The sequence below is a fragment of the Streptomyces sp. NPDC048606 genome (genome assembly GCF_040650855.1).
Lineage (GTDB): Bacteria > Actinomycetota > Actinomycetes > Streptomycetales > Streptomycetaceae > Streptomyces.
In genome coordinates this window covers 127,436-141,522 of the sequence record NZ_JBEZIB010000005.1, presented here as the reverse complement: position 1 = coordinate 141,522, position 14,087 = coordinate 127,436, and the positions used below count along the sequence as shown (strand labels likewise).

The following is a 14,087-nucleotide window of genomic DNA, read 5'->3' as shown; positions in this document are numbered from 1 at the left end:
GCAGGCGGGCACCGACGGCCGGCGGGGCCCGGGGGCCGGCGGGGCGCGGGGGGCGCGGCGCTCAGCGCGGCAGGGCGAACCCGTCGAACAGGTCGTCCATGGCCCCGCGCGCGACACGGGCGGGGGTGGCGCGCAGCGCGAGGTCACGGACGGCGGCGGCCAGGGGGTGGGAGACGGCGGCGACGCGGCCCGCGCGCCGGGCGCGGACGCGGATGGCGTCCGTACGGGCGAGGCGGGCCCGGCTGTAGGCGGCGAGGGCGGCCGGTACGTCCTCGCCGGCCTCCCCGTCCAGCAGGTGGGCCAGGACGGCCGCGTCCTCGACCGCCTGGCAGCCGCCCTGCCCCAGGTTGGGGGTCATGGCGTGCGCGGCGTCGCCGATCCAGGCGATCCGCCCGTGGTTCAGGCGGGGGAGCGGCCCGGCCAGGTCGTACAGGTCGTGCTGGAGCACCCGCTCCGGGTCGATCCGCTCCAGCAGCGCGGGAATGGGGTCGTGCCAGGTCCCGTACCGGCGCAGCAGCTCGGCCCGGAGGTCCGCCGGGCGGTACCCCTCGGGGACGACGGCGGTGGCGTAGACGTAGGACCGGCCGTCGGCGAGCGGGACCATGCCGAAGCGCTCGCCCCGACCCCAGGTCTCGCAGCCCTCCGTCACCCTCACCGGCAGAACGGTGCGCCAGGCGGTCTCCCCGCTGTGGCGCAGGCCGGGGTGGTCGGGGAAGAAGCGGGTGCGCAGCGGGCTGTGGATGCCGTCGGCGGCGATCACGGCGTCGGCGGCGAGCTCCCCCGAGGTGGTGCGCACGACGGCTGCGTCCCCGGTCGACCCCACGTCCGTGACGGCGCGGTCGTAGGCGATCGCGCCCTCGGGCAGGGCGCCGCTCAGGGCCGCGGTGAGGGCGGCCCGGTGGACGGCGAGCGGGGGCCTGCCGTAGCGGGCGGTCAGGGCGGCGGTGTCGGTGCGGCTGAGCCGGGTGCCCGACGGGCGGCGCAGGCCCATCGCGGCGGGGACCGGGTGGGCTCCGGCGCCGGTGTCGTCGAGGGCGGCGAGGTCGAAGCCGATGGCGTCGAGGGCGCGCAGGGCGTTGGGGGCGAGGACGATGCCGGCGCCGACCGCCGTCGGGGCGGCGGCGCGCTCGCACACGGTGACCCGCCAGCCGCGGTGGTGCAGGGCCACGGCGGCGGTGAGGCCGCCGATTCCGGCACCGGCGATGACGGCGTGGCGTTGACGTGGCGACATGGCGGGCTCCTCGATGGACGCACGACCCTCTACATCCGTAGAGGCGATGTGTTTCACTCTACAGCTGTAGAGTGAGGGCATGTCCAGCCCCTCCACCCCCGTCACCCCGTCCGGCCCGTCCGGCCCTCGGAAGTCCGACCCCGACACCGCGGGGCGGACGCACGCCGACGCCGACGCCGCGACGGCCCGTGCCCGTGCCGCGCAGGCGGAGGGCGGGGGCGCGGCGCCCCCGCCCGTCGACCGGCGGACCCTGATCGCGGACACCGCCATCGCCCTCGTCGCCGCCGCCGGCCTCCGCGGCCTGACGCACCGTGCCGTGGACGGCGCGGCCGGGCTCGCCGCCGGCAGCACCTCGTACTACTTCCGCACCCGCACCGCGCTGATCGGCGCCTGCTACCGGCGGTTGGCGGAGCTGGACCTCGAAGACCTCGACGCCGACCCGCCCGCACTCCCCGGCCCGCCCGTCGACCCCGCATCGCCCGATGCCACCGGGGCGTCCGCCGGGGTTCCGCTCGACCGGGACGCCGCCGCGGCGGCCTTCGCCGCGCTGCTGCACCGGTGGCTCACCGCGGGCCGAGAGCGGCAACTCGCGCGCTTCGAGCTGAGCCTGGAAGCGGCCCGCAACCCGGAACTGGAGCCCGAACTGCACCGCGCGGGCCTCGGCGCCCGCGCCCGCGCCGCCGCGGTCCTCGCCGCCCTGGGCGCGCGCGACCCCCAGCGTTCCGCCGAACTGATCGCGGCCTGGACCGACGGCCTGCTCTACGACCGCCTCGCGGGCGCCCTCGCCCACTCCCGCCCCGCCCCGGACCCGGCCGAACTCACCGCCACGGTCCGGCGAATGATCGACGCCGCCCTCGACTAGGCAGGTCCCGGCGGAGGGGTTCCCGTGCCGTGCCGGCCGCTCCGGCATAGGCTCGGCGCATGATCGCCGAACTCCAGTGCGTCGTCCTCGACTGTCCCGACCCGCGCGCGCTCGCCGCCTTCTACGCCGCCCTGTCGGGAGGTGAGGTCGACCGCCCCGACCGGCGGTGGTCGGTGGACGAGGAGTGGTCCACCGTGCACACCCCGGGCGGCTCCGTCCTGGCCTTCCAGCGGGTCGCGGACCACCGGCCGCCGCGTTGGCCCGACCCCGCCCACCCCCAGCAGTTCCACCTGGACTTCGGCGTGGGCGACCTCGGCCGGGCCCGGGAGCAGGTCCTCGCGCTCGGCGCGACCCTGCTGGACGAGGGCCCCGAGGAGCGCGGTTGGGACGTCTACGCCGATCCCGCGGGGCATCCGTTCTGCCTGGTCCGCCACTGAGGCCGGAGCGCCGGCGCGGAAATGCGTGGCCGAGGGGGTCGGGGCCGCACTAGGGTCTGTCGTCGAACTCCTGTCGTCGCCCGCGGGGCAGGCGGGAGTTCGACGACAGGCCCTGGGGTCGGGCGCCTGACCCGCCGCCGCGCCGGCGTCCGGGGGCCGAGGCGCCCTGGCCCGGATCGCAGGGTCCCCGATCCCCGATCCCCGATCCCCGAACACGAGCGAGAGCACGCCATGACCGGCCCCCAGGACACGACGACCCTCTGGCGCCCCACGGGCCCCCGGGAGTGGGAGCTGGTCCGCGCGCTGGAGCGGCGCGCCTGGCCGCCCCGGCTGCCGGACCAGCCGATCTTCTACCCGGTCCTCAACGAGGACTACGCGATCCGGATCGCCCGGGACTGGAACGTCCCGCGCAGCGGCGTCGGCCACGTCACCCGCTTCGAGGTCGACTCCGCGTTCCTGAGCCGCTATCCGGTCCAACAGGTCGGAGGGCGGACGATCCTGGAGCTGTGGGTGCCCGCCGAGGAGCTCGACGCGTTCAACGCCCACATCGTCGGCGAGATCGAGCTGGTCCACACCTTCCGCTGAACCGCCCGCGCGCACCGCCGCTCAGTCCGTCGAGCGGGTCCAGCCCGTCGCCTCGACGCGGGCGGCGTCCGCGGGGCGGTCCTCGGCGAAGAGGAGCGCGGACGGCTCGGCCACCCGTACGACGTCCACGTAGATCCCCCGCCCGACGTAGCGGCCGGTCGAGGCGTGCCGGAACCGCAGGGTGACCCGCCGGCCCGCCCAGGTCGGCAGGGGGGCTTCGAGGCGGTGCCAGACGCGGCCCGACCAGCCGTCGACGCGCCCCCGCGGCCACTGCTCCGGGGCGCCGCCCGTGGCACGGACGGTGGTGAACGGCACGGGCTCCCAGGCGATCCCGTCCGGCGAGGCCTCCAGGTGGAGGGCGCCCGCCTCGGGCACGGTGTCCCACCACACGGCGCAGCGCAGCCGGGCCCGGGCGGTGGCCGGGGTGAGCGGGGGCAGCGTGAGGGTCCCCGATCCGCCGGTCTCCATCCCCGAGAACCAGGCCGGGCCGCCGTGCCGCGTCCGCACGGGCACGGCGCGGGCGAAGCGGTTGCCGGTCGCGACCCGGGGCGCGCTGCCGGCCCGCCAGGTCCGCACGGGGTGGACGGAGTTGCCGAGCAGGATCAGGAAGGAGTCGGTGGAGGGGTCCAGGACCAGCGAGGTCCCGGTGAACCCGGTGTGGCCGGCGGAGTGCGGGGTGGCCATCGCGCCCATGTACCAGTGCTGGTAGAGCTCGAAGCCCAGCCCGTGGTCGTCTCCGGGGAAGGCGGTGTTGTAGTCGGTGAACAGCAGCTCGACGGAGGCGGGGCCGAGGATGCGCCGGCCCGTGTAGACCCCTCCGTCGAGGAGGGTGCGGGAGAGGACGGCCAGGTCCCAGGCGGTGCCGAAGACGCCCGCGTGCCCCGCGACGCCGCCGAGGGCGTGGGCGTTCTCGTCGTGCACCTCGCCCCACACGAGCCCCCGGTCCAACCCCGACCACGGCGGGCGCTGCACCTCGGTGGCGGCGGTCACGCGGCGCCAGGAGAACGGGGGGTTGTACCGCGTGCGGTGCATCCCGAGCGGAGCGGTGATCTCGTCGTGGAGCAGGGCGTCCAACGTGCGAGCGGTGATCCGTTCCAGGAGCAGTTGCAGGGCGATGAGGTTCAGGTCGGAGTACCGGTACACCGACCCGGGGGTCTCCTGAGGGCGCACGGACCACAGCAGGCGCAGCCGTCCCTCGCGCGTCGTCTCCTGGTAGAAGGGGGCCCACGAACGCAACCCCGAGGTGTGGGTGAGCAGTTGGCGTACCGTGATCGCCTCCTTGCCGCCGCCGGTGAACTCCGGCAGGTACCGGCGCACGGGCGCCTCCAGCTCCAGCCGCCCCCGCTCCATCTGCTGCACGGCGAGGATGGCGGTGAACAGCTTGCTCAGCGAGGCCAGGTCGAACACCGTGTCCTCGGTGGCCGCGATCCGTTCGGCGGCCGGGAACTCCGTGGGCCGGTCGGTCCGCCCGTCGTAGTCCGCGTAGCGCACCGCGTCGCCCATGGCCCGGTGCAGGGCCACCGTGCGACCGCGCCCGGCGAGGACCACCGCCCCGGCGTAGTAGGGGTGTTCGGGGGAGGGGTCCAGGAAGCGCCGGGCCTCCTCGGCCACCGCCTCCAGGTGCCGTTCCACCAGCCCGGCCTGGCGCGCGGAACCGTAGCGCAGGCGCAGCCCCTGGAGGGCCCGCCGGTCGGCCGGGTTCCCGCCGGGTCCGCCGGACCCGCCGACCCCGCCCGCCCGCCCGCCCCCGCCCGCTCCGTACCCGCCGCGCCCGGCCCCGCGTCCCCCGGCCGCCCCGGCCGGTCGGCCGGGCAGCGCGGCGTTCAGCGCGAGCACCCCACCGAGTGCCAACAACCGCGCCCCGAGCCGCCTTCGGCTCAGCCCGCGCCCGGCTCCCGCGCCACCCGCCACAGCCCCGTCGTCACCCATGTCCCGGCCCTCCTGTCCCTGCCCGCGCACGCTACTGGGTATCTGCCCGCCCACCGCGCACCCTCCGCACCGCCCGGCCGTCAAAGAATCTGACGCAGCATCAGAAAACCCCTTCCCTACCCCGCCGCCCTGCGGCATCCTCACGCCCATGGAGACGGAGCTGAGCAAGAAACTGGGAGTCGAGCACGCCATCTTCGGCTTCACGCCCTTCCCGGCGGTCGCCGCGGCCATCACCCGCGCGGGAGGGCTCGGCGTCCTCGGAGCCGTCCGCTACACCGCCCCCGACGACCTGGGGCGCGACCTCGACTGGATGCAGGCGCACACCGACGGCAAGCCCTACGGCCTCGACGTGGTCATGCCGGCCAAGAAGGCCGTCGACGGCATCGGCGAGGCCGAGATCGAGGCGATGATCCCGGCCGCGCACCGCGCCTTCGTCCGTGAGACCCTCGCCCGGTACCACGTACCCGAACTCCCCGAGGGGGAGGCCTCGGGCTGGCGCATCACCGGCTGGATGGAACAGGTCGCGCGCAGCCAGCTCGACGTCGCCTTCGACTACCCCGTCAAACTCCTGGCCAACGCACTCGGTTCCCCGCCGGCCGACGTCATCGCCCGCGCCCACGACCACGGGGTCCTCGTCGCCGCCCTCGCCGGCAGCGCCGAACACGCCCGCCGCCACGCCGAGGCCGGCATCGACGTCGTCGTCGCCCAGGGCCACGAGGCCGGCGGCCACACCGGGGACATCGCCACCATGGTCCTCGTCCCCGAGATCGTCGAGGCCGTCGCACCCCTGCCCGTCCTCGCGGCCGGCGGCATCGGCAGCGGCGAACAGATCGCGGCCGGCCTCGCCCTCGGCGCCGAGGGCGTCTGGCTCGGCTCCCTGTGGCTCACCACCACCGAGGCCGACCTCCACTCCCGCGCCCTCACCGCCAAGCTCCTCGCCGCCGGATCCGGCGACACCGTCCGCTCCCGCGCCCTGACCGGCAAACCCGCCCGCCAACTGCGCACCGAGTGGACCGACGCCTGGGACGACCCCCAGGGCCCCGGGGCGCTCCCGATGCCGCTCCAGGGCCTGCTGGTCGCCGAGGCCGTCTCCCGCATCCAGAAGTACGAGGTCGCGCCGCTGCTCGGCACCCCCGTCGGCCAGATCGTCGGCCGGATGAACGCCGAACGCCCCGTCCGGGCCGTTTTCGACGAACTCACCGCCGGCTTCGAGCGCGCCATCGACCGCATCAACCGCATCGCCGGCCGGGCCTGAGCCCCGGACCCGAGGGAGGACCGCGACCGACATGAGCCAACCGCAGCACACCCACCCCACCGGCTTCTGGGCGCAGGCGACCGCCGACCCCCACCGCACCGTCCTCGTCACCCCCGAAGGCGAGGAATGGTCGGCCGGTCGACTGCACGCCGACGTCAACCGCCTCGTCCACGGCCTGCGCGCCGCCGGACTGGAGCGCGGCGACGCCTTCGCCGTCGTCCTGCCCAACGGCGTCGAGTTCTTCACCGCCTACCTCGCCGCCTCCCAGGCCGGCTTCTACCTCGTCCCCGTCAACCACCACCTCGTCGGCCCCGAGATCGCCTGGATCGTCTCCGACTCCGGAGCCAAGGTCCTCATCGCCCACGAACGCTTCGCCGAGGCCGCCCGCGCCGCCGCCGACGAGGCAGGCCTGCCCGAGGCGGGCCGCTACTGCGTCGGGCCGGTCCCCGGATTCACCCCGTACGCCGCCCTCCTCGACGGGCAGTCCGCGACGCCCCCCGCCGACCGCACCCTCGGCTGGGTCATGAACTACACCTCCGGCACCACCGGCCGCCCGCGCGGCATCCGCCGCCCCCTGACCGGCCGGCTCCCGGAGGACACGCACCTCGGCGGCTTCCTCGGCATCTTCGGCATCCGCCCCTTCGAGGACAACGTCCACCTCGTCTGCTCGCCGCTCTACCACACGGCCGTGCTCCAGTTCGCGGGCGCGTCCCTGAACATCGGCCACCCCCTGGTCCTCATGGACAAGTGGGACCCCGAGGAGATGCTGCGCCTGATCGACCGGCACTCCTGCACCCACACCCACATGGTCCCCACCCAGTTCCACCGCCTGCTCGCCCTCCCGCAGCGGACGAAGGAGGCCTACGACGTCTCCTCGATGCGGCACGCCATCCACGGCGCCGCCCCCTGCCCCGACCACGTCAAGCGGGCGATGATCGACTGGTGGGGCCGCTGCGTGGAGGAGTACTACGCGGCCAGCGAGGGCGGCGGCGCCTTCGCCACCGCCGAGGAATGGCTGAAGCGCCCCGGAACCGTCGGGAAGGCCTGGCCGATCAGCGAACTGGCCGTCTTCGACGACGACGGCAGGCGACTGCCCCCCGGCGAACTCGGCACCGTCTACATCAAGATGAACACCGGCGCCTTCAGCTACCACAAGGACGAGGCCAAGACCCGGGGCAACCGCATCGGCGACTTCTTCACGGTGGGCGACCTCGGCCTCCTCGACGAGGAGGGCTACCTCTTCCTGCGCGACCGCAAGATCGACATGATCATCTCGGGCGGCGTCAACATCTACCCCGCCGAGATCGAGTCGGCCCTGCTCACCCACCCCGCCGTCGCGGACGCCGCCGCCTTCGGCATCCCGCACGACTCCTGGGGCGAGGAGGTCAAGGCCGTCGTCGAACCCGCCGAGGGCTTCGAGGCGGGCGAGGCCCTGGCCGCCGAGATCCTCCACCACTGCGAACGACAGCTCGCCGGCTACAAGCGCCCCAAGTCCGTCGACTTCATCGCCACCATGCCCCGCGACCCCAACGGCAAGCTCTACAAGCGCCGGCTGCGCGACCCCCACTGGGAGGGCCGCGACCGCGCGGTGTGAACCCGGCGCCCGCGCCGCCTCACAGCCCGACGGCCCCGTCGATCCGCTCCCGCAGCAGATCGGCGTGGCCGTTGTGCCGCGCGTACTCCTCCACCATGTGGATCAGCACCCAGCGCAGCGACACCGTCCCGCGCCACGCGTCGTACCCCTCGACGTCCAGGTCCGGTGCCCAGCGCGCGAAGCGCTCCGCGAAGTCCACCTCCGCGCGCCACGCCTCCCACGCCCCGGCCACGACCCGGGGATCGTCGCGCGCGCCGTCGAAGTCGCCGTCGGGATCGGTCGGGTCGGAGAAGAGCGGACCGACGTCCTGACCGGCGAGCACCCGCCGGAACCAGCGGCGCTCCATGTCCGCCAGATGCCGCACCAGCCCGAGCAACGAGAGCGTCGACGGCTCCACGGAGCGCCGCGCCGGCCGCGCCACGCCCGCGCACTTCAGCTCCAGCGTCGCGCGCTGCGCCGCGAGGACGGAGATCAGCAGCGGCCGTTCCGCCCCGGTCGCGGGCCCGGTGAAACGAGGGTCGTCCGGGGCGCCGCCGAAGATCTCCGCCCGCCGCGTCGTGTCGTCCATCGAAGGATCATGACCCCGGCGGGCGGCGCGGCGTAACCCCCGCCGCCGCGAAAGCGCCCGCCACGCCCGGCGGTTTCGTGAGAAGTGCCACGTCAATGGGGTCGAATCGTGCCGGATACCGCACCGGGGGAAGACTTCTGGCAACTTTGCACATATGAGTACGGCAACCCACAGATCCCCCCTGACCGACTGGACCGTCCTGGTCCCCGTGGTGGCGCTGGTCGCCCTCGTCTTCAGCTGGGGACGTGATCTGCCCGGACTCGCGGTGGTCCTGGTCTCCCTGTGCCTGGCGGGCGCGGTCCTCGCGGCCGTCCACCACGCGGAGGTCGTCGCCCACCGGGTCGGCGAACCCTTCGGCTCGCTCGTCCTCGCCGTGGCCGTCACCGTCATCGAAGTGGCCCTGATCGTCACCCTGATGGCCGACGGCGGCGACAAGACCGCCTCCCTCGCCCGGGACACCGTCTTCGCCGCCGTCATGATCACCTGCAACGGAATCGTCGGCCTGTCCCTGCTCGTCGGCGCCCTGCGCAACCGGGTGGCGGTCTTCAACGCCGAAGGTTCCGGCGCCGCCCTCGCCACCGTCGCCACACTGGCCGTGCTGAGCCTCGTCCTGCCCACCTTCACCACCAGCAAGCCCGGACCCGAGTTCTCCACCGCCCAACTGACCTTCGCCGCCGTCACCTCGCTCGCCCTCTACGGACTGTTCGTGACCGTCCAGACGGTCCGTCACCGGGACTACTTCCTGCCCGTGGCCACCGAGCGCGACCGCGAACGGGCCGCCGACGTCCCCGCCGGCGGGGACGACGAGCACGACCACGCCGCACCCCCCACCTCCCGCGCCGCCCTGATCAGCCTCGGCCTGCTGCTCGTCGCGCTCGTCGCCGTCGTCGGCGACGCCAAGGCCGTCTCCCCGACCATCGAGAAGGGCGTCGCGAACGCGGGCCTGCCCCACGCCGTCGTGGGCGTGATCATCGCCCTGCTCGTCCTGCTCCCCGAAACCCTCGCCGCCGTCCGCGCCGCCCGCCGCGACCGGGTCCAGACCAGCCTCAACCTGGCCTACGGCTCCGCCATCGCCAGCATCGGCCTGACCATTCCCGCCATCGCCCTCGCGTCCATCTGGCTCACCGGACCCCTGCTGCTGGGCCTCGGGGCGATCCACATGGTGCTCCTCGCCCTGACCGTGGTCGTCGGCGCCCTCACCCTCGTCCCCGGCCGCGCCACCCTCCTCCAGGGCGGCGTCCACCTCGTCATCCTGGCCGCCTACCTCTTCCTCGCCGTCAGCCCCTGACGGACCGCCACCGCCACCGCCACCGGCCGGCGCGGGGTCGTTGACCTCGCGGGGAGGGCCGGGCGAGGATCGCCACCATGACGCCGGTGCGGAACAACACGGTCGACGGACTCGTACGGGACAGCGCGCGGCGGGTGCCCGACCGCGTCGCCGTCCGCTACCGCGACCGGACCTGGACGTACGCCGAACTCGACGCGGCGGTGTCCACCGGGGCCGCCGTCCTGCGCGGGCACCACGGGCTCGCGCGGGGCGAGCGGGTGGCGACCTTCGCCCACAACTCCGACGCCTACCTCATCGCCTTCCTCGCCTGCGCCCGCGCCGGACTCGTCCACGTGCCGGTGAACCAGCACCTCACCGGCGAGGACCTCGCGCACATCCTCGGCGACTGCGCGAGCGCCCTGGTCCTGGCCGACCCTGACCTGGCCGCCCGGGTGCCCGCAGGCCGGCCCGTGCACCCGCTGCGCGACGCGCCCGACTCCTTCCTTTCCCACCTGGCGCGGCCGCTGCCCTTCGACGCCACCGGGAACGACCCCGACGCACTCGTACAACTCCTCTACACCTCCGGGACCACGGCCCTGCCCAAGGGCGCGATGATGACCCACCGGGCCCTCGCGCACGAGTACGAGAGCGCGATCGCCGCCCTCGACCTCACGGAGGACGACCGGCCCCTGCACGCGCTCCCGCTGTACCACTCGGCGCAGACGCACGTCTTCCTGCTGCCCTACCTGGCCGTCGGCGCCCGCAACACGATCCTGGACGCCCCGGTGGCCGAGGCCGTCTTCGACCTGGTCGAGTCCGGCGAGGCGGACAGCCTCTTCGCACCGCCCACCGTGTGGATCGCCCTCGCCCACCACGACCGGTTCCCCGACTGCGACCTGCGGGCCCTGCGCAAGGCGTACTACGGGGCCTCGATCATGCCGGTCCCGGTGCTGGAACGGCTCCGCGCCCGCCTGCCCGCCCTCGCCTTCTACAACTGCTTCGGGCAGAGCGAGATCGGACCCCTGGCCACCGTGTTGGGGCCGGACGAACACGAGGGGCGGATGGACTCCTGCGGCCGGCCGGTGCGCCACGTGGAGGCGCGCGTCGTCGACGAGGCCGGCGCCGAGGTGGCGGACGGCACGCCGGGCGAGGTCGTCTACCGTTCCCCGCAGCTGTGCCGGGGCTACTGGAACGACGCCGAGGCCACGGAGAAAGCCTTCCGCGACGGGTGGTTCCGCTCCGGGGACCTCGCGGTGCGCGACGCGGACGGGTACTTCACGGTGGTCGACCGGGTGAAGGACGTCATCAACTCGGGCGGGGTCCTCGTCGCCTCCCGGCAGGTCGAGGAGGTGCTGTACACGCATCCCGCCGTGGCGGAGGCCGCGGTCGTGGGACTGCCCGACGAACGGTGGATCGAGGCCGTCACGGCGGTGGTCGTGGCGCGCGGTCAGGTCACCGAGGCGGAGCTGCTCGCGTACACCCGCGAGAGGTTGGCCCACTTCAAGGCGCCCAAGCGGGTCCTGTTCGTGGAGGCCCTGCCCCGCAACGCGAGCGGCAAGGTCCTCAAGCGCGAGCTCCGCACCCGCTTCGGCTAGGGCCTGTCGTCAAACTCCCGTCGTCGCCCGGAGGGCGGCCCCGTGGCGTCCGGTGCGTGTTCTCGGCGTGCCGGGCGGAAGCACGTGTACTGGACGTACTCGGTCTTTCGCCCGGTGCGGCGAGAGCGCGTGCCGGGCGTTGCGGGGCAGACGGGAGTTTGACGACAGGCCCTAGACCCCACCCGGGGCCGTCCCCGCCGGACCGGGTGTCAGAAGGGGGCCCCGTACGGGTCCGGGGGGCGCGGCGGTTCGTGTACGGGGCCGTGGGGGTCGGGCAGGAGCCCGCTGCGCCGCAGCCGGCGCAGCACGAGGTGCTCGTGGACCAGGCGGCCCACCAGCGCCCCGCCGTAGACCACGAAGCCGACGCCGACCAACCAGGACTGCACGACCAGCAGCGTGCCGAACGGGCCGTAGGTGACGGCGTTCGAGGCGATCAGCGGGGAGAACACCAGCTGCGAGAAGATCCGCAGGCCGAGCAGGCCGACGCTGGTGGCCACCGCGCCCGGCAGCAGCGCCCGCCACCGGACCCGGCCGCCCAGCAGCAGCCGGCCCGAGCCCCAGAAGAACACGCAGGTGCCGATCACGTCCCCCGTGGTGCCCAGGACCGTGCCCACCCAGTCGTCGGACGGGGCGGGGATCCCGACGAGCAGCGCGAGGTAGCAGACCAGCATGGCCAGCCACACCACGTGGCGCCACATGGTGTGCCAGCGGGCGGTCGGCAGGTCCCACACCTTCTCGTAGCCGGTCTGCACGGCCGAGCCGAAGGTCAGCCCGAACACGGCGAGGGCGGCCAGTCCGAACGCGGTGGTCCGCTCCAGCGCCAGGTCCGCCGCCCCGAACAGCATCTCCACGCGGGCCCGGGAGGAGGCCGTCACCCCGAGGGCCTGTCCCAGCCAGCGGCCGAAGCCCGAACCGCTGCCGGGCGCCGCGGCCGCGACGACCACCAGCAGCGGCACCAGGGTGAGGAACCCGAGGGCGGCGAAACCCATCGCCCGGTGCATGAGCTCGATCTCCCGGCCGCGGCTCCAGGCCAGCCCCGCGTGGGAGCCCTGGAGCCGGTCGTGGAGCCGCCGGAGGTACGAGGTCACGCCTCATGGACTACCCGGGCGGGGCGGCCCGGTCCCGCAGGCGGCGCCGAAGTGGGTCCGAAGGGGTGGTTTCGGCGGGCGCCGGGCATGACCCGCCCCGCTGCCCCGGCGCACCCCGGGCCAGGGACGGTCTAGCTCGGGTCGCGCAGGTCTCGGATGCGCTTGATCTTGCCGAGGGAGCGCTCCAACGTCTCCGGGTCCACCACCTCCACCCCCACCGACACCCCGACCGACTCCTTGACCGCCCGGACCAGTTCGGTCGCCGCCGCGGCCCGCCGCGCCGCGTCGGCCTCGGGCCGGGCCTCCACCCGCACGGTGAGGGCGTCCATCCGACCCTCGCGGGTGAGCCGCAGCTGGAAGTGCGGGGCCAGCCCCGGGGTGCGCAGGAGGATCTCCTCGATCTGCGTCGGGTAGAGGTTCACCCCGCGCAGGATGATCATGTCGTCGGTGCGGCCGGTGACCTTCTCCATGCGGCGGAAGGCGGGTCTGGCCGTACCAGGCAGCAGTCTGGTCAGGTCCCGGGTGCGGTAGCGGACGACGGGCATGGCCTCCTTGGTCAGGGAGGTGAAGACCAGCTCCCCGGGCTCACCGTCCGGCAGCACGGCCCCCGTCAGCGGATCGATCACCTCGGGGTAGAAGTGGTCCTCCCAGACGTGCAGACCGTCCTTGTGGGAGGCGAACTCCTGGGCCACCCCGGGCCCCATCACCTCGGACAGGCCGTAGATGTCCACGGCGTCCATGTCGAGCCGCTCCTCGATCTCCCGGCGCATCGCCTCGGTCCAGGGCTCCGCGCCGAATATCCCCGTCCGCAGGGAGGTCGAGCGCGGATCGATGCCCTGGCGCTCCATCTCGTCGAGCAGGGTGAGCATGTAGGAGGGGGTCACCATGATGACCTCCGGCCGGAAGTCCTGGATCAGGGCGACCTGGCGGTCGGTCATGCCACCGGAGGCCGGCACGACCGTACAGCCGAGCCGCTCCGCGCCGTAGTGCGCGCCCAGCCCGCCGGTGAACAGGCCGTACCCGTAGGCGATGTGCACGAGCTGCCCGGGGCGACCGCCCGCCGCGCGGATCGACCGGGCGACCACGTCGGCCCAGGTGGACAGGTCCCGGTCGGTGTACCCCACCACCGTGGGCCGGCCGGTGGTGCCGCTGGAGGCGTGGACGCGGCGCACCTCGGAGCGGGGCACGGCGAACATCCCGAAGGGGTACTCCTCGCGCAGGTCGGCCTTGGTGGTGAAGGGGAAGAGGGCCAGGTCCGCCAGGGAACGGCAGTCGTCGGGGTGCACGCCCGCCTTGTCGAAGGCCCGACGGTGGAAGGGCACGTGCTCGTACACCCGGTGCAGGGTGGCCCGCAGCCGCCTGAGCTGGAGGGCCGCCAGCTCGTCGGGGCCGAGCCGCTCGCCCTCGTCCTGGAGATCCGCGTATGCCGCCATGTCGTCACCTCACCGGGAACCACGCCAACCGAACGTTCATTCGGTAGAGTGCCGGACTCGGCCGGCCAAATCAATGACTCGTACGAGTGATCGTTCGAGCGGAGGGTGTCGGCGGGGCGGCCGGCGGCCCGGCGAAGGGGCCCCGGCGCCTTGAGCGGCGCCCGCGTCCGCGGCGGCGTACGGTCGAAGGAACAGCGGCCCGGGTGCCGGCGGCACCCGGCGTCCGAGGCGCGATGGGAGGCG

12 protein-coding genes are annotated in these 14,087 nt (G+C 74.3%); 7 read left to right on the top strand and 5 right to left on the bottom strand.

Going from position 1 to position 14,087, the window contains the following annotated elements:
* Positions 1-61: 61 nt before the first annotated feature.
* A complete protein-coding gene (locus tag AB0D01_RS07740) occupies positions 62-1,231 on the bottom strand; it encodes an FAD-dependent monooxygenase (RefSeq protein WP_363054158.1) in 1,170 nt (389 codons plus the stop codon).
* Between the two features lie 79 nt (positions 1,232-1,310).
* On the opposite strand from AB0D01_RS07740, the gene AB0D01_RS07735 reads away from it, so the two are divergent.
* The 3 genes from AB0D01_RS07735 to AB0D01_RS07725 all read left to right on the top strand — a co-directional run bounded on the left by AB0D01_RS07735 (position 1,311) and on the right by AB0D01_RS07725 (position 3,115).
* Complete coding sequence (locus AB0D01_RS07735) at positions 1,311-2,093, top strand: TetR family transcriptional regulator (protein ID WP_363054157.1); 783 nt, start codon at positions 1,311-1,313, stop codon at positions 2,091-2,093.
* Between the two features lie 59 nt (positions 2,094-2,152).
* Positions 2,153-2,530: a VOC family protein gene (locus tag AB0D01_RS07730; RefSeq protein WP_363054156.1), complete on the top strand. Its 378-nt coding sequence runs from the start codon at positions 2,153-2,155 to the stop codon at positions 2,528-2,530.
* A gap of 231 nt (positions 2,531-2,761) precedes the next feature.
* Positions 2,762-3,115 (top strand): hypothetical protein, encoded by a 354-nt coding sequence (locus tag AB0D01_RS07725; protein WP_363054155.1) that lies wholly within the window; start codon positions 2,762-2,764, stop codon positions 3,113-3,115.
* A 21-nt stretch (positions 3,116-3,136) separates the two neighbouring features.
* Here the strand turns inward: AB0D01_RS07725 and AB0D01_RS07720 are convergent, their stop codons facing one another.
* The gene (locus AB0D01_RS07720) at positions 3,137-5,044 is read right to left on the bottom strand and encodes a serine hydrolase (RefSeq protein WP_363054154.1); all 1,908 of its coding nucleotides are present in this window, start codon (positions 5,042-5,044) and stop codon (positions 3,137-3,139) included.
* Positions 5,045-5,192: 148 nt separating this feature from the next.
* Here AB0D01_RS07720 and AB0D01_RS07715 point away from each other — a divergent pair, with 148 nt between their 5' ends.
* Positions 5,193-6,299, top strand: coding sequence for a nitronate monooxygenase family protein (locus tag AB0D01_RS07715; protein WP_363054153.1), 1,107 nt, complete (start codon positions 5,193-5,195; stop codon positions 6,297-6,299).
* Positions 6,300-6,330: 31 nt separating this feature from the next.
* Positions 6,331-7,893 carry an acyl-CoA synthetase gene (locus tag AB0D01_RS07710; protein ID WP_363054152.1) on the top strand — a complete coding sequence of 521 codons (1,563 nt, stop codon included), beginning with the start codon at positions 6,331-6,333 and terminating at the stop codon, positions 7,891-7,893.
* A gap of 19 nt (positions 7,894-7,912) precedes the next feature.
* On the opposite strand, the gene AB0D01_RS07705 is transcribed toward AB0D01_RS07710, so the two are convergent.
* Entirely contained in the window at positions 7,913-8,461 is a 549-nt protein-coding gene (locus AB0D01_RS07705) for a DinB family protein (protein WP_363054151.1), read from the bottom strand.
* Positions 8,462-8,615: 154 nt separating this feature from the next.
* On the opposite strand from AB0D01_RS07705, the gene AB0D01_RS07700 reads away from it, so the two are divergent.
* On the top strand, positions 8,616-9,749 hold the full coding sequence (locus tag AB0D01_RS07700; protein WP_363054150.1) for an ionic transporter y4hA: 1,134 nt from the start codon (positions 8,616-8,618) through the stop codon (positions 9,747-9,749).
* A gap of 77 nt (positions 9,750-9,826) precedes the next feature.
* Entirely contained in the window at positions 9,827-11,323 is a 1,497-nt protein-coding gene (locus tag AB0D01_RS07695) for a fatty acyl-CoA synthetase (protein WP_363054149.1), read from the top strand.
* Positions 11,324-11,532: 209 nt separating this feature from the next.
* Here the strand turns inward: AB0D01_RS07695 and AB0D01_RS07690 are convergent, their stop codons facing one another.
* Together AB0D01_RS07690 and paaK are read right to left on the bottom strand one after the other, a co-directional pair.
* Positions 11,533-12,411, bottom strand: a complete 879-nt coding sequence (locus AB0D01_RS07690; protein WP_363054148.1) for a YhjD/YihY/BrkB family envelope integrity protein — start codon at positions 12,409-12,411, stop codon at positions 11,533-11,535.
* A gap of 131 nt (positions 12,412-12,542) precedes the next feature.
* Complete coding sequence (paaK, locus tag AB0D01_RS07685; RefSeq protein ID WP_363054147.1) at positions 12,543-13,844, bottom strand: phenylacetate--CoA ligase PaaK; 1,302 nt, start codon at positions 13,842-13,844, stop codon at positions 12,543-12,545.
* Positions 13,845-14,087 lie beyond the last annotated feature (243 nt).